At 42.7% G+C, this 15,215-nt stretch carries 16 protein-coding genes; 1 reads left to right on the forward strand and 15 read right to left on the reverse strand.

Going from position 1 to position 15,215, the window contains the following annotated elements:
* The 9 genes from NT145_07635 to NT145_07675 form a co-directional block, all read right to left on the reverse strand.
* Window positions 1–564: ATP-binding cassette domain-containing protein (locus tag NT145_07635; protein MCX5782550.1), on the reverse strand; the 564-nt coding region annotated here is incomplete at its 3' end.
* Between the two features lie 228 nt (window positions 565–792).
* Complete coding sequence (locus tag NT145_07640) at window positions 793–1,074, reverse strand: DUF3820 family protein (protein MCX5782551.1); 282 nt, start codon at window positions 1,072–1,074, stop codon at window positions 793–795.
* Between the two features lie 22 nt (window positions 1,075–1,096).
* On the reverse strand, window positions 1,097–1,801 hold the full coding sequence (locus tag NT145_07645; protein MCX5782552.1) for a hypothetical protein: 705 nt from the start codon (window positions 1,799–1,801) through the stop codon (window positions 1,097–1,099).
* 114 nt (window positions 1,802–1,915) lie between these two features.
* Window positions 1,916–3,730, reverse strand: a complete 1,815-nt coding sequence (locus tag NT145_07650; GenBank protein ID MCX5782553.1) for a hypothetical protein — start codon at window positions 3,728–3,730, stop codon at window positions 1,916–1,918.
* A 256-nt stretch (window positions 3,731–3,986) separates the two neighbouring features.
* Window positions 3,987–4,397 carry a hypothetical protein gene (locus NT145_07655; GenBank protein MCX5782554.1) on the reverse strand — a complete coding sequence of 137 codons (411 nt, stop codon included), beginning with the start codon at window positions 4,395–4,397 and terminating at the stop codon, window positions 3,987–3,989.
* A gap of 32 nt (window positions 4,398–4,429) precedes the next feature.
* On the reverse strand, window positions 4,430–4,660 hold the full coding sequence (locus NT145_07660; GenBank protein ID MCX5782555.1) for a VF530 family protein: 231 nt from the start codon (window positions 4,658–4,660) through the stop codon (window positions 4,430–4,432).
* Window positions 4,661–5,027: 367 nt separating this feature from the next.
* Window positions 5,028–5,357: a cupin domain-containing protein gene (locus NT145_07665; protein ID MCX5782556.1), complete on the reverse strand. Its 330-nt coding sequence runs from the start codon at window positions 5,355–5,357 to the stop codon at window positions 5,028–5,030.
* 21 nt (window positions 5,358–5,378) lie between these two features.
* Entirely contained in the window at window positions 5,379–5,657 is a 279-nt protein-coding gene (locus tag NT145_07670; GenBank protein ID MCX5782557.1) for a Smr/MutS family protein, read from the reverse strand.
* Window positions 5,658–5,872: 215 nt separating this feature from the next.
* Window positions 5,873–7,861, reverse strand: coding sequence for a VacB/RNase II family 3'-5' exoribonuclease (locus tag NT145_07675; GenBank protein ID MCX5782558.1), 1,989 nt, complete (start codon window positions 7,859–7,861; stop codon window positions 5,873–5,875).
* Window positions 7,862–8,149: 288 nt separating this feature from the next.
* On the opposite strand from NT145_07675, the gene NT145_07680 reads away from it, so the two are divergent.
* Window positions 8,150–8,434 carry a hypothetical protein gene (locus tag NT145_07680; GenBank protein ID MCX5782559.1) on the forward strand — a complete coding sequence of 95 codons (285 nt, stop codon included), beginning with the start codon at window positions 8,150–8,152 and terminating at the stop codon, window positions 8,432–8,434.
* On the opposite strand, the gene NT145_07685 is transcribed toward NT145_07680, so the two are convergent.
* From NT145_07685 to NT145_07710, 6 genes are all read right to left on the reverse strand, one after another.
* On the reverse strand, window positions 8,435–10,012 hold the full coding sequence (locus tag NT145_07685) for a dehydrogenase (protein MCX5782560.1): 1,578 nt from the start codon (window positions 10,010–10,012) through the stop codon (window positions 8,435–8,437).
* 135 nt (window positions 10,013–10,147) lie between these two features.
* A complete protein-coding gene (locus NT145_07690; protein MCX5782561.1) occupies window positions 10,148–10,663 on the reverse strand; it encodes a hypothetical protein in 516 nt (171 codons plus the stop codon).
* A 1-nt stretch (window position 10,664) separates the two neighbouring features.
* Window positions 10,665–11,321, reverse strand: coding sequence for a methyltransferase domain-containing protein (locus NT145_07695; protein MCX5782562.1), 657 nt, complete (start codon window positions 11,319–11,321; stop codon window positions 10,665–10,667).
* 44 nt (window positions 11,322–11,365) lie between these two features.
* Entirely contained in the window at window positions 11,366–12,136 is a 771-nt protein-coding gene (locus tag NT145_07700; protein MCX5782563.1) for a phosphatase PAP2 family protein, read from the reverse strand.
* A gap of 83 nt (window positions 12,137–12,219) precedes the next feature.
* A complete protein-coding gene (locus NT145_07705) occupies window positions 12,220–13,707 on the reverse strand; it encodes a DUF3943 domain-containing protein (GenBank protein ID MCX5782564.1) in 1,488 nt (495 codons plus the stop codon).
* A gap of 124 nt (window positions 13,708–13,831) precedes the next feature.
* The coding region (locus tag NT145_07710; protein MCX5782565.1) for a hypothetical protein at window positions 13,832–15,215 on the reverse strand (1,384 nt) is incomplete at its 5' end.

Consider the following 15,215-nt stretch of genomic DNA (forward strand, 5'->3'; position numbering starts at 1 on the left):
GGCAACGGTATGCGTTACCACCCTGTCCATAAAATTTCTGTCATGCGTAATAAGCAAGAATTCGCCCCGCCAAGCCCTAAGAAATTCTTCAAGCCACCTGATGGCTACAATATCAAGATAATTGTTCGGCTCGTCCAAAAGCAACATGTCGGGATTTGATACAAGCAATTTTGCCAGGTTTAAACGGATCTGGTAGCCGCCAGAAAACTCATGCGGGCTTTTGTTCATGTCGTCTTCAGTAAATCCGAGGCCAAAAAGTATTTTTTCCGCTTTCCAGGTATCATATTCTTCGCCATGCGGCAGGCCGAGGCTTGCTTCTTCAAGAATAGTAGGTTTAGTAAAATGCAAGTGCTGCTGCAGGTATCCGATGCGATAGTTCTTAGGTATTGTAATACTGCCGGAATCTATGCCGACCTCGCCCAAAATCATCTGAAATAACGTGGACTTGCCGTGCCCGTTCCTGCCGACAATCCCTATTTTCTCGCCGCGGTTAATATTGAAGCTCAGGTCTTTAAAAAGGATCTGCTCCCCGTACGCCTTATTTATTTCAAATATTTTTATCATTTAATATGTATCGCCCTTCAATTTTAATTTTTGTATTTATCTACGAACTATGAACTAATCACTAATTACTATTTATTTTATTTTTGCCTGCCCTCCGTAGCTATTTCAGTAATGCAGCAGCCTGTCCGCCTGAGGTGGAAATAGCTGCGTTTATTGCTGAAATGTCAGCGAAGGAGGGATTTTTGAATTTTTTCTCCTGTCTCCTGTCTACTACCTACTGCGACTACCTTAATCTAATTCAATGGAGCCCCGCTGTCTTGGTTTCGAAGAAACCATGCGGGGTCTACTTCCTACTGCCTTTATAAGGTATTCCAAACCGTTGAGCTTAATTTCATACACAATTTGGAGCATTTTTCCCAGCTCGCCTTTTGGGAACCCTTTTTCTTTAAACCAAAGAATATAAGATTCCGGAAGATCAATCAATAATCGGTTAGCGTATTTGCCAAACGGCATCCGCGCTTTTACAAGTTCTTTGAAGTATTCTTGATTTGAAACGGTTTTTTTCGGCATTACATTTTTACTTTGAAAGACCTTATGTATTTTGAGCCGCCTCAACGGCATTACCCCTGCTAAATCCTTTCTCTGATTCGCTAATAATAAAATAGACGACAATGCTCAATATAGCTGCAAAAAAACACCACACGGAAGTTATATATCGTGAGAAAAATATGGCTGAAACTATGCATGAACCCGCCATAAGAATGCCCAGAAGTCTGATTCGTTTAATACTTGAAATGAAAAGAGGAAAAACTGTTGAAATGTAATAAAATACTTCGACTATAGTTGAAATATAATATAATACTTTGACGGAGTATTTCCACGATAAGTCATTAAGATAACGAATATGATGCCCGCTTATAACCGGGTGAAAATCGCAAAAAAACAAATAGCCCACGCAACATAACGAGGAGAATATTCCCAAAGCAAGAAAAACAAATAAAGCGTTTTTGCGTTTTTTATCTTGTTCCATTAATAGGATTGAAAGAGGGATGATCAGGGGCCAGCCGGCTTTAGCAATTGCCAGAAATATGTATGCGGCTATTTTTTCTAATCCGGGATATGCTCCGCCGGGTAATATCGACCACAAAATGCCTTCAGAAAATTGCTGAACGGCAAAAAAAAGCGGGACGCTTGCAAAAAGAATCTGAGAAGATTTATGAACTTTTCTTTGCGTGGCTACACCGACAACTGTAAGGACCGCGCTTGCCGTAAAACTTGCTTCCGCCGAAAAACACATTCTTAACTCCTTTTTTGTTTTTTGAATTCTTTTCCTGCGACTTCCTTAATGTAATTCAATGGAATCCCGCCGCGGGCGGACCTCCTATCTACTAATCCCTGCCTACTGATGTTTTCACTCATTTGACCAGGAATAAAAAACTGTTGAAAGAAGCAAATAAGCTTTTGGCGGGCGCGCTTCCATAGCTTTGGCCATAATAAATTCAAGTTTTAACGGAAGATATTTTAATAAAATCAATTTGTACGCCAGACCTACTTCCGCAGACAGCCTTAAAGTATCGTTGACATAATAAACATCATCCCTGGTTCCTATCTCAACGGCCTCAAAAGCCAAATCCCAGGTGACTACGGAATATTTTATTCCTATCGCCTCATCATACTTAACATCTGACAAAGGCACATTGTAAGACAATCTTTGATAAAGCCTCGCGCCGCCAAAAAACTCTTTAAAGTCGTATCCCCTCAGCATCTTATATCCGCCTGCCCAATAATATGCGGATAAAGGCTTATTATCAGAATTCAAAGGAACACCGGAATTAAGTTTATACTCAAAATATTTGTTTCCGAAAACCGGAAGCACGCCCAAAAAGTCGTATTCGCCTAAAGCGTACGCGTAATCGCTTCCGAGATTCTTATATGAATTCATAAAAGCTAACGACTGCTCTATTCCGGAAGGAATCTTTTTTTGTTTGTTCATTAAATAATGGTCAAATCTTAACTGTCCCACAATATTTTTACCGCTGTCAATCGTTGTTCCGTTTTCAAGCGAAGTTGTCCTTGTATCTTCAAAACTCAATGCAAGCTTTGCGAAAAGCCGTTTATGCAGTCTTGGCCTGGTGTAAGGAGTTATGGACTGTACCCTCTGCAAATAACTGGCGTTTGAATAAATTTCGTTGAAGTCAATAGTGTCTTTTACCGCAAATCCCGTATAAAATACTCCAATCTTATAATTGTAATCCATGTTAAAGCCCATAAAACTGTCGGCAAAATCGTATTCCCCGCCGAATTCAAGATAACTTTTTCTGATTCTTTGCTTAACCATTATGGAAAAAGCTCCGCTAAGCACATTTGCCTGTGCTTCAGGTTCTACTTTAATCTTTTGTTCTTCAAGCATCTCCTGGGGCATTTGCTTTCTTACTTCATCAATTTGTTTCCCGAACTTATCAATTTTTTGCTGAGTTGTTAAGCCGGCTTTTTCCTTTGCTTCTTTTTCCTTCTTTTTCTTTTCCTTCTTCTGAGCTTTTTTATCTTCTTTTTCTTTTTTCTTCCTGGCTTTTTCTTCTTGTTTGGCTTTTTTATTAGCCTCGTTCTCCTTTAGTTTCCTTTCTTTTTCCTCAAGCTTCGCTATCTTCTTTTTGGCCTTTTCTTCAGCTTCTACGTTTTTTTTACCTTTTGTTTTAATCGCCAGGGCTCTCGCAATTTTCTTCTTTTTTTGCTCCAGCTTCTCAAGCTTCTTTTTAGCTTTTTTCTGGGCGCATAAGGTTTTATTAGCTTTTTTTAAAGCGATTTTGGCTTTTTTTACTTCTGCTTTGGCGGCCGAGATTTTTTTAGATCTCTTTATCTTTTCTATTTTCTTCCGAGCTTTTTCTTTGGCATCTAAGGTATTTATAGCTTTACGTAAAGCGATTTTGGTTTCTTTAACCTCTTTTTCAATGGCTGAGGCTTTTTCAGCTTCCCCCATCAGCTCTTTTTTCCTCCAAGCTTTTTTCTCGGCAGATAAGGCTTCCTTGGCTTTTTCTAAAGCGATTTTGGCTTTTTTTACTTCTGTTTCGGCGGCCGAGAATTTTTCAGCCTCCTGTACAGAGGATGAAGGCTCTACATCTTTTGCCGATAAATATGTGCAAAACGATACAAATAGTATTATCAAAAAAGCAGTTGAAACTGCCCGCGCAAATAATAAAGTAAAGTTTTTACAAAAGATTTGATTCATACGGGGTTTTTGGATTTTCCGATCATTTTATCTATTCGCTAATAGTTATTTTAGGTTTTGATTTTTGAATTTATCTACGAACTATGCCTGTCCGCCTTGGGCGGGAACTAATTACTAATCACTAATTACTGCCTTTCGTTGTTTCCGCCTTTCACTTTTAATCTTTGATTTTTGATTTTTGAATTTTCTCCCTGTCTACCCTCAGGTCCATAGGACCTTATGGGTCCGAGGACTTCCTACTATCTACTGCCTTTACTTATTTGTGTTTTAGGAAGTATTTGCGCACTTTTGCGGCGATCTGCCGATCGGTTATTTTGTCGGCCGGTTCTACCGCCATTATACTTCCTTTCAGGTTACTTTTTTTGATGCGTTTAACAAGTTCTTTCTTAGTCTCGCCCGGGCCGAATATCAATACGGATTCAACCCCGCGAAGATACTTGACCACTTTATCTAAATAATTGTTCAGATGCCCTCTGAAATCCCGGTCATTAATGTCATATTTCGGAAAATCATACCGCCCGTGAGAATCTCCCGAACCTTTGCCTTGCTCAGCCCGGAACATTTTCTCTAGGCCTGACTCTACTACTGATCTTTTTTCTTTGCCTTCCGTAATAAACACTATTACTGCTTTCTTGTGGTCAATCCATAAACCCACGTTTACTTTCACAGGCACCTCCTATGTGCTCAACGTAGACAAGTTTACTCCGTCCTTCTATTCATAAAGCGGATGTATAGGTCTTCAACTTTTTTTCTTGCCCAGGGAGTTTTCCTTAAGAAAGTTAAACTGGACTTTATACTGGGTTCAAAATTAAAGCATCTTATCCTTACATCCCTGCCCAACTTTTCCCATCCATAATGCTCAACCAAACGCTGAAGGATCATTTCCAAGGTAACGCTATGAAGAGGGTCTTTTGATTTGTGACTTATCATTTTTTAATTTCTGATCTTTGGTATTTGATTTTTGTTCCTACCTACTTCCTACTACCTACTTGTCCCTCCGGCTTGTCCTCCGAAGCCTTGTGCGTAGGAGGAAGCCCTTTGCCCCTCCGAAGTCTTGACGCAGGAGGGTCCTTCCGGGCTTGCCTGCCCCGCTGACTCGCCCCGATGCATTGATTTCGACCCGTCCTTGCGTTTAGTTTTCGATAGAAAACTGCAAAGGAAGAAATCATTCGGGGTTTGGTTTCGACCGCCATGCGGGGGGCTTGGGAATCTCGTCTTTGTCGTTGATTTTGCTAATCACCAATTACTAATCACTAATTACTGTTTTTTTGAATTTTGATCTTTGATTTTTGATTTTTTACGATCTAATCATTATAAGGAGCATTTTGAATTTCTTGACAGCATGTAAGGCATGCGGTTTTTTTGCCGGCATAATAATAAACTTACCTTTTTCCACTTTGTTTTTCTTGCCAGCGATAGTAATTTCCGCTTCGCCGTCTGCAATATAAACAAGCGCGTCAAACGGAGCTGTATGCTCGCTTAAACCCTCTCCCTTGTCAAACGCAAAAAGCGTTACGGTCCCCGTTTTTTTTCTTATTATTTCCCTGCTTACCACCGAACCCTTTTGATATCGGAGCATTTTGCAAAGATCAATCGCTTTTGAAAGCAAAGAAATATTTTTTGTCATATAGTTGTCCTCAAACAATATTCAACTATGATACGCCTTGCAATTCTTATGCCTGAAATGCACAAAAATTCTTCCGAAATTTTTGTCGTCTTTTTCTATTCTGTGATAAAGGCTTTTTATTTCCGGCTTTGCCAGAAACCTCAAGACATGCTTTTTCAGCTGTCCGCTGCCTTTACCTGAAATAATTTCAACCAGGGCTATCCTTTTCTCAACCGCCTCTCCAATAACTCGGCTGAGCGCGGCTTCAATTTCCCCGCCCTTCCTGAAAATTTCATGCAAGTCCAATTTTAGTTTAGCCATTTTTTGCCTTTTGAATTTATCTACGAACTAATCACTAATTACTGTTTTTTTGAATTTTGATCTTTGATTTTTGAATTCTTTTCCTGCGACTTCCTTAATGTAATTCAATGGAGTCCCGCTGCCTCGCCCCGCTGTCTTGATTCCGACTTGTCCCCATGCCTTGATTTCAAAGAAATCATTGGGGAAGGAATCATGCGGGGGGCGGGATCTACTGCCTACTTCCTGTGTCGTTTGGCGGGCTTGCTGTGCGAGAAGCGCCATTGCGCGGGCATTTTGGGTTTTTCTGCAAGCAAAAGATCTATTTTTCCTTCAACGGTATCGACGGCATTTACAATTACCTTCACTTTTATTCCGGGCTTCAAGTTTGTAACACGCAGCATGCCTTCAGCGCCTGTATCGCCGCACATTACAAACGAGCCCCTGTCTATAACTGTTGTAACGGTCCCCTCCATCACCGAGCCGATCTTATCCTTGAAGAGTTCCGCGCGCATAAGATCAACTGCCTTGTACTCAGCTTCTGCTGCCGTGCGTTCACGCTCCGAGCAATGCTCGCCGGCCTTAACAAGAAAATGATCGTCAAAGTTTTCTTTTTGCCCGGCTATCAGCGCTTTAATGGCGCGGTGCGCCAACAGATCCGGATACCTTCTGATGGGCGAAGTGAAATGAGCATAAGCCTCGGCGGCAATACCGAAATGGCCTGATGATTCAGGCGAGTAAACAGCCTGCTTCATACTGCGCACCATAAGCGAATTTATAATAGCTGAAAGCGGATGGTCTAGTGTCTGGCGAAGTATATCCTGCAATGCTTTATGAGTGTTCCCTGATGTAAGATGCCCGGCAGATAACCCCAGTTCCCCGAGCGTCTTTGCAAGTGTATTTATCTTGACTGGGTCCGGCTCGTCGTGGCGGCGGTGCAAAAACGGAGCTTTTGCGGCTATAAGCTCGGTCGCAATGGCCTCATTGGCAAGGAGCATGAATTCTTCTATAAGCCGGTGGCTCTTAAGCCTCGGGCGAAGGGATACACCCAGCGGCTTGCCATTAGCATCCGTTTCAACCTTGTATTCAGGAAGATCAAAATCCAGCGCGCCCCGCTTGACCCTGGCCCTATACAAGACATCGGACATATCTCCCATAAGCATCACGGCCTGCTCGGCAGCTTTGGGTACGGCAGAGACCTTCCCGCCATCCAGAAACGTCTGAACTTCCTCATATGTGAAGCGTCTGCATGATCGTATAACGGTGTTTGCCAAGCGCCGCTTGGTCACATTACCTTTAGAGTCTATGTCCATAAACACCGATACCGTAAGCCGCTCTTCCAGCGGTACAAGACTGCATAAATTGTTTGAAAGCGTTGGCGGAAGCATCGGCACAACCCGGTCAGGCAGGTAAACGCTGGTCCCGCGCTCGTAAGCCTCTTTATCCAAAGCTGAACCCGGCTTCACATAATGCGCCACATCGGCGATATGCACGCCAAGCCGAACAATGCCGCCATCCAGAGATTCAATTGAGACTGCGTCATCAAAATCCTTAGCGTCAGCCCCGTCAATAGTCACGATTGTAAGGTTAAACAACTCTTCCCGTCCGTGCCAAAGCTTTGGCTCAAGCTTTTCGGGCAGGGAGCCGCTTTGGGCAAGAACCTCTTTTGGAAAAGTTTCTGCTATGCCGCGTGAACGCAAAAACATTGTGATACGCGCTCGCAGATCGCCCGGGGCGCCAAGAAGCTCGGTTACCATTCCCGCTGCTCCTTGTTTTTCAGTAGGCCAACGGCTCACTTCAAGTACCGCGAATGATCCTTCTTGCGGGACTATTTTGTGCAAAAACCCGAGCACCTGGGCTGCCGGAGCATTCCCTTTTTCAGGAAACAGCACCCAGCCATGCGGTATTTTTTTTAAGACCCCGACAATTGATGTGCGGGCGTGTTTTAGCACTTCAAGTATCTCGCCCGAAAAGCGGCCGTCTCTTTCAGGGCGCACCCGCGCCGAAACACGGTCGCCGTCCATGGCAAGATTTATTCCGGGGCCGCGCAGGAAAACATCTGAACCGCCCGGTTCGTTAGCAAGCAGGAACGCGAAACGGCCGTGATGCTGTATCACGCCTTCAATGATGGCCCCATGCCTTCTCGCGCCACGATGCTCCTGATGTTTTTTCCAATGCTGTCTCATAAATGATTTGTTAATGTCTTGATGTTGACCGTACCCAACCATTACCACCTACTCGGTGGTAACAGTAGCCTCCCGCCTTGGAGGTGTTGTATCTAGGATGCATCCGTGCTCACCCACCTCGCAAGTGTCTTCCGACTGTATTCTACCTATTTGATAGCAGAACTACAAGGTTAAGCGTGAGACCCCTGCTGTTTTGATTCTCAAAACAAGGCGCAGGGGCAGGCAGGTTAAGATTGAGTAACTACAGCGATTGCTTCATCCGCTAAAGCGGCTTCGCAAAGACGACTTTTCTGGATTCCCCCGCCTTTGCTAAACGTTCCAGCAATGGATATGGCTATTCACTTTTTTTCGGTACAGCTTCCGCCTCCGCTAAACGTTTCAGTAATAAACGCGATTATTCATTGTATTGCTTCAACAGCTACGGCGGACAAGTCGGAGAACAAGTCTCCGGACAGGCGTTTACAATCCGCGGGAATGACCCCTGCTGTTTTTATACTAAAAACAATACGCAGGGGCAAGCAGGCTTTTGAAGGACAAACCCGCCATTTTGAACAAAACTGCAGATTAAGGTTGAAAATAGGAATTATATCTATCTCCTATTCAAAGACAATTTAATTAGGTGTCTGTCCCTATTATTATTGATTCTACGGCTTTTATGGCATCTGCGGCTGAACTGGTTATGCCGCCGGTGTATCCTGAACCCTCGCCGATAGGAAACAACTTTTTTATGCTCACCGATTCATAATTTTCGTTTCGTTTAAGTTTTAACGGGCATGAAGTTCTTGTTTCTGCGCCGATAAGTATTGCGTTATCTGAAACAAACAGAGGATATTCCTCTTTCCAACTATTGAATGCGAGTAAAAGCGATTCGGTAAGAAAACCGGGCAGGAATTCCTTGATATCTGCAGGCTCTGTTCCGGTCTTAACGGAGTTTTTAATCAGGCGTTTTGAGCTTTTGCCGGATAAAAAGTCCGTCAGGTTTTGTGCCGGAACTTTCCATGTTTTTCCTCCGGCTATAAATGCTTTTTTTTCAATATTCTCCTGGAACCTCAACCCTGCAAGAGGATGTTTTGATTTGTAGTCATCAATATTACAGGTTACAACTATTGCGGCATTTGAAAATTCTGATGACCTGGCCGAACAGCTCATACCGTTTACAACCAGCAATCCCTGCTCGGATGAAGCGTTTACCACCTCGCCTCCGGGACACATGCAGAAAGTCTGCACGTTTCTGCCGGTAATTCTGTTGTACGTGAAAGAATATGCGGCAGCACCTATCGGCCTGAAATCGGAATATTTTTTGCCATACCTTAAAAGGTTAATTGTTTCGGCTGGGTGTTCAATTCTTACCCCGACTGAAATGGGTTTTTGTTCAATACACACGCCTTTTTTATGGAGCATTTCAAAAGTGTCTCGGGCAGAGTGGCCCGGCGCAATAAAAACATAATTTGACTTATATTCTTTTCCCCCGTTAATTACAATGCCTTGAATACTTCCGCCGGAAATAATAATGTCGGTAAGTTTTGCGCTAAAGTGAATTTCTCCGCCGTTTTGAATAATATAGTTCCTTACATTTGCCACTATTTTGCAGAGTATATCCGTCCCTATATGAGGTTTTGCGCTGTAGCGAATTTCTTCCGGAGCTCCGAATTTAATGTAAGTATCCAAAACCTTGTCTATATAAGGCGAGTTTCTTATTCTAGAAAACAGTTTGCCGTCGGAATATGACCCTGCGCCGCCTTCGCCGAACTGAATATTGGATTCGGGATCAAGGACCCTGTTTGTAATAAACTTCTGAACATCAGCGTGGCGGTCTTCAATCTTTTTGCCTCTTTCAAAAATCAACGGCTTAAGGCCGTATTCTATCAGTTCCAGCGCGGCAAACATACCGGCAGGGCCGAAGCCGATTACTACCGGATTTTCTTTAGATTTTATCTTTTTTCGGACAAGTACGGGTTTTTCTGAGTAAACAGGGAAGCTTGAAGAGTTAATGTAAGTATCAGCAGTTTTAACGACAATTGAAATATCGTAATAAAACTGTTCCTGATCTTTAATATCAAGTGATTTAGCCAGTATTTTTACTAGTTTCAGAGTGCCCGGATTTGTTTGCAGATTTTTTGCCGCGATTTGCAGGTAGTGTGACGGTTGATCTTTTTCTACAGGTATGCGCAGGCCGGTTAAGATTAAATTCAAAAAATTCTCCGATTAGATTACATCTTTTTTGGGATTCCCCCGCCTTCGCTAGCCGTTAAATTAGGGGACGGTGTTAACATAACAAGTTTAGCCACCCCTCAAAAAATTCTTTATTCCTCATTTTTCAAAAAATTATCAACTCTTTTTATTTTTACTAAATAATTGTGCAGCGGGGCAGCCCAAATCCAGCTGCTTACAATACTTGCAGGCAAGCCGGCCTCGTACTATGCCATTGCCAAATGATGTCAGAATCACCAATAAGATCATTAAAAATAAAAGCGGCAGATCAAAACTTATTATTAAGAGTATTATTCCGATTATTAAAGGAATTATTGAAACCAAAAAATCAGGAATAATATCTTTCCATGTTATTTGAATTTGACTGAATAATTTAGAATCGCCCTGCTTAAAAAATAAACGACTTATTTTCCCTTTGCCGAAAGCGCACACTTTTCCGTAATAACAACAATAAATACAGCTTTTTCTTAAAAGTCTTATTTCCAATAACAAGATGTAGAGTAAATACAACACTAACCAGATTATTCCGATCTTTAAAATTATAAAAGCTCCAATCACATAAATAGCCAGTGAAACTAAATTGGAGATTATTACTATCCAGACAGGATAATTTTCATACCGAATGTTAATCATATCATTCCTTAACCAAATTAATAGTGAATGACAAATAATTACCAAAAACTTCTTTAAATTTAAATCCGGCTTCTTCGGCTAATTTTATGATAGTTTTTTTACTTAAATAATCCGGATCCGTCAAAGCTTCGGTTACAGACAAAACCCCGCCGGGCTTAAGCGCAAGATATATTTCTTCCAATGCTTTTTTCCTGTCCGGGATCTCGCCAAGAACGGTGACAAGTATTGCGCGATCAAAATAATTTTTAAAACCTTCTCCCCCCCTTGATTTCTCCGAAATCAGGACAGGGGGGCTAGCGCCGGCACCGCCCTGAACTACGCGTATATTTGTGATAGCGTTTTCTTTAATTCTTTTTTTAAGGATCTCCAGCATCTTTTCCTGAATATCAAAGGACACCACTTCGCCTTGGGGCCCAATATATTTTGCCATCGGAATTGATATCCTTCCAGGCCCGCAACCCACATCCAGAACTTTCATCCCCGGCATAAGGCCCATCCGCTCTATTATCATCTTGCTTCCCATAACACGCTGGACCAAAGGATTTTCAAGCAAAACTATAAGCCACCACGGACACGGCCCATGCCTATGCCTGCGCAGCAACAATCCCGCCGCCGCAATTACAACCACCCCGGCTATAATTAATCCAATTTTAATCATACCCTTTTTTGTTCTCCGAAGTTTTGCTTTAGATTATGTTTCAGCTAAAATTCAATACTGACAACCAGCGGATAGATCGAAGATATCTTCACGCTTGACTCTTTTTGATCATGATGATCCACTACCCAAGACCCGCAGAGGTAACCTATAGCCGCGCCTAGGAAACAATCGGATGCCCAATGCTGATCCTCATATACGCGGGAGACCGCGGTACATGCAGCGGGTAAATAGACCGCGGCTTTCCAGAAACTATTATCAATATTTTTGGAAAGAACCGTTGAAACCGCAAATGCGTTGGCTGTATGCCCCGACGGCAGAGAGGAGTAATCACTGTTTAAATTGAACGGCTTATAAGAAAAAGCGCCTTCGTTCATATACGGCCTTGCTCTGCCGATACTGATTTTCACCACCTGCGTAATGGCAGACGAATATATAGCCGCCTGAATAAGTTCAAATCCGATTTTTTTAGATGAGTTATTTTTGTTTATCCAGCCATGCAAGGCAAACGCTCCGGCAAGCAATGGAGCAGAATACCATTCGCCCCACATTCTTCCGCCTTCAATCACAAAGCTGTTATCATATCTCCTGTCTTTGAGAACTTCATCGCGGATCTGCTTATCGGCCTGCATTACCAATATTGTCCCAGCGGTTATTACACCAAGTTTAATATAATCGTTACCTCGCCATTTTGCCGGCTGCTTGATGAATTCGTTTGTTTCATCCAAAACCTGAGAAAAATCATATTTTTCCTGCGCGAGGAGCAAAGATCCGCATATCAATAAAAAAAATAATGTCAAAAACGATTTTTTTAGCATTTTATTTACCAAGTTAGGTGTAATCTGTGTAATCAGTCTTATAATCAGTGTAATCAAGGGTCTGATGAATTTTTCAGCAGACCCTATCTGTCGTACCAAGGATCCTTGAAGAAGTATGAAATATAAAGTTTCTGCTCGGTTCGCTTAAGGTGGACCTCGTGAAAATCAGCCGGATATCTGTCGCTCAAATAGAACAGCTGCTCAAAACCGACGCTTAAGAATTCGTTAATGTCAACCGAAATTCTGGGCTTTAATATTCCGATATAATTATCCTCTTTATCGCCGACAAAGGTGTGAATCCAGTAATAATATCCCACGAATACCAGGCTCAAGCGCCCTAGCTTAAGTGTGCTTTCAAGTTCCGTTTGCATGCCGTTAGCATAGTTATAATCCCGAAGCTCGGAACCGGTCGGCCCGTCAATAGTGTTATTTCCCGCAAGCGGAATTATGCCGAGATGGAAGTTTGTTAAAAGACTTCTGCCTTTGCCGAGCGGAAGTTTTGTTAAAATGCCGCCCTCAAATGCAATGGTGGCGAGTTCAAATGTTGAAGTATCCCAGTAGTTATAATGCTGAAATATCCCCGCCAGCACTTCCATATTTTTATACTGGAAGTTTTCACCGTACCAAATTCCGTAGCCCATAACATTGTTGATCACTTTATCGCCGGCCCCCCCGAAATATAAGTCTCCCCAGAACCTGAAATAATCAAAGGGTTTTCTGTCCCTGTATTCAAACGGGTACCCGTAATCCAAATTCACATCCACCGTCTGGTTTCCCGGCCCGGTACCGAATTTTGAGCCTTCGTTTGCCCAGCGGGATCCAAGGGATACCACAATGTTGACAGGTTCTTTCTGATAGATCTCTTGAGAGGTTTTTCCATATGCAGTTCCTTGTATCAATCGGTTAAAACCTCTCACCGGGTCAACCAGCGCGGCTCCCAGCTCGCGGAAAAACCTCTCCGAGCCGGTGGTCTTATCGTTAAGAATATTTGAGCTGAGCCTGTACTGCATTTCGCCGATAAGCGGGCCGGTTATGCTTGTGTTGATAATATCGTTATAGGCCGGCAGGGTATTTTCGCCGAAATATTCCCACAGCAAGCCCCCGCCGAATGCGAAAGGAATTGATTCGTAGAAACTGTACCCGTTTGAACGCGCCGTGTTAAAGAACACCGCCCCTGAATACGGGTGCATGAAAAAATTCAAGTATAAGTTATCGTTATCCCATTCCCAGCCCGCTGCCAAATTATGTTTCCAGGTTTCCATAGTGGTAAACGCATAATCTTCTTTTGATACATACCTGTCAAAGACCCAAACGGTTCCGAGAACGCCAAAAGTCTCAGCGGCCGGGATCCACAAAGGGTATTTTTTGTTATAGGCGGGATCGTCATTGAATAAACTTCCGTGCACGCTGTAGAGAACAAGTTTATCATGAGTGGTTTTTTTCTTATCTTTGAAAATATGCAAGGGCCCGCTTTGCCTCGGATTTTCGACATTCGCCAATGCGAGAGACATCTCTCTTTCCGGAAGCTGAGCTTCACAAATAACGGCTGAAAGAATCAAAAAAGCAGCCATCAGCACCGCTAGGTGAGACCGAATACACATAAAGCTAAATATCGGATTTTTATTTTTCACAATTATTCCCTAAATCAGGGGACGGTGTTAATTTAACAAGTTTAGACGCGCTCGTCAAGCTTACTTACTTGACTCCTCTTTTAAAGTTAAATTTAACTGAATTAACAATGTTTTCCTGTTTTGTGTAGCCTTCAAGAAGTGTTTTCCATAGCTTTGCTTCAGGCTTGATAAAGCTTAGATCTATGCCGAACATGCTTATCCCGCATTCCTTAAACTTTCTGCGGGCCGTAAATATATTGACCGGCTTTTCCGGTATAAGCAGAGCCAGTTCAGACTCAAATACCGGCTGGAAAGAAACGTTGGCAATATGTTCGCGTTTTTCGGGATCAGGCGAACCGTCGCGAATAATTTCTTCGCTGAGCATCTCCTTTGTTATTATGCGTGAGCGTACCAGCGGGGCAAACCCGTATAGATAAACAACCAAAAATTTCCCCAATCCCGGCCCGCACATTTTCCTGATATTTAAGAAATCGTCTTCCCATGAAGTAGTATAATATTTAACGCCGATACCCGCAAGAAACGCCGCCGCATAGGCGTTCCAAACATAAAGAAAATGCCCTGATGAGAGTTCGCAATCTAAGTCCTTAAAAAAACCGAATTGAGACACGTTGTTTAAAACCCATTTGCGAATGCCACGCGATACCATGGCATCAACATATTCCTTAAAGAGATTGGTGTCGCGCTGACCGATAAAAGGAGGGAGTTCCACCGCCATATGCGAAGAATATTTTTTATCCGCGATAGCTTCGCTTTGGTGCAGATTGTCCTTCTTCAAAGAAAATATATGTCGCGTTCCGTTGCTTGGTTGAGTAAGAACATCCAGCCATTGGATATTATCAAACTTTACCCACAGCGTGTCTCCGCCATCTCCGCTTGCAGAAGTTTTCTTAAATTCTTTCCATACATTGGATATGAGCGCGGTATAAGATTGCGATACGCTCAGTTCCTGCTTTCTGCCGTGTCGATTATTTTTAGAATAGTTTTCATATATAGCATCAATGTCTTGTTCAATGTTTTTTTGGTCAAACGCCTTATCAACCGTCTTAAAAACCGGATTGCCGCAGCTGAAACCTTCGGACTTGCCGAACGGAATTAAAAATGTCGAACCCTCTTTAGAAAATTCCCTTATTTTAAAAGCGATGGTCGTATCTTTTGCCGGATTTGAAATTCGAAGCCGGTCGCCTTCAAGTATTTCATCTTTTGCATTTAGCATTTTTACTGTTATGCCGGTATCGGTGATAGCCTCTATTGTTCCGATAAGATTTCCCAGGCACTGCGCTTTTTGGGGTTGAAATATATCCTTATCGCGTCCGGAAAAAAGACACGCCGTTTTTTCCCGTGCCGTGTCGGATTGAAGAATTGCCTTTGCTTCTTTTAAAACATTTTCAAAATCGCTTTCTGATGCGTCTATTAACATTCGGTACGCTTTTACCGCGCGGTATACATAC

The organism is Elusimicrobiota bacterium, from assembly GCA_026388075.1.
Lineage (GTDB): Bacteria > Elusimicrobiota > Endomicrobiia > Endomicrobiales > JAPLKN01 > JAPLKN01.

Bases quoted from the DNA above. Each gene is read 5' to 3' on its own strand.
- NT145_07640 (MCX5782551.1), bottom strand. From the start codon at position 1,074: ATGCCGAAAAAAACCGTTTCAAATCAAGAATACTTCAAAGAACTTGTA.
- NT145_07645 (MCX5782552.1), bottom strand. From the start codon at position 1,801: ATGTGTTTTTCGGCGGAAGCAAGTTTTACGGCAAGCGCGGTCCTTACA.
- NT145_07650 (MCX5782553.1), bottom strand. From the start codon at position 3,730: ATGAATCAAATCTTTTGTAAAAACTTTACTTTATTATTTGCGCGGGCA.
- NT145_07660 (MCX5782555.1), bottom strand. From the start codon at position 4,660: ATGATAAGTCACAAATCAAAAGACCCTCTTCATAGCGTTACCTTGGAA.
- NT145_07665 (MCX5782556.1), bottom strand. From the start codon at position 5,357: ATGACAAAAAATATTTCTTTGCTTTCAAAAGCGATTGATCTTTGCAAA.
- NT145_07670 (MCX5782557.1), bottom strand. From the start codon at position 5,657: ATGGCTAAACTAAAATTGGACTTGCATGAAATTTTCAGGAAGGGCGGG.
- NT145_07675 (MCX5782558.1), bottom strand. From the start codon at position 7,861: ATGGTTGGGTACGGTCAACATCAAGACATTAACAAATCATTTATGAGA.
- NT145_07680 (MCX5782559.1), top strand. From the start codon at position 8,150: ATGGCTATTCACTTTTTTTCGGTACAGCTTCCGCCTCCGCTAAACGTT.
- NT145_07690 (MCX5782561.1), bottom strand. From the start codon at position 10,663: ATGATTAACATTCGGTATGAAAATTATCCTGTCTGGATAGTAATAATC.
- NT145_07695 (MCX5782562.1), bottom strand. From the start codon at position 11,321: ATGATTAAAATTGGATTAATTATAGCCGGGGTGGTTGTAATTGCGGCG.
- NT145_07700 (MCX5782563.1), bottom strand. From the start codon at position 12,136: ATGCTAAAAAAATCGTTTTTGACATTATTTTTTTTATTGATATGCGGA.
- NT145_07705 (MCX5782564.1), bottom strand. From the start codon at position 13,707: ATGGCTGCTTTTTTGATTCTTTCAGCCGTTATTTGTGAAGCTCAGCTT.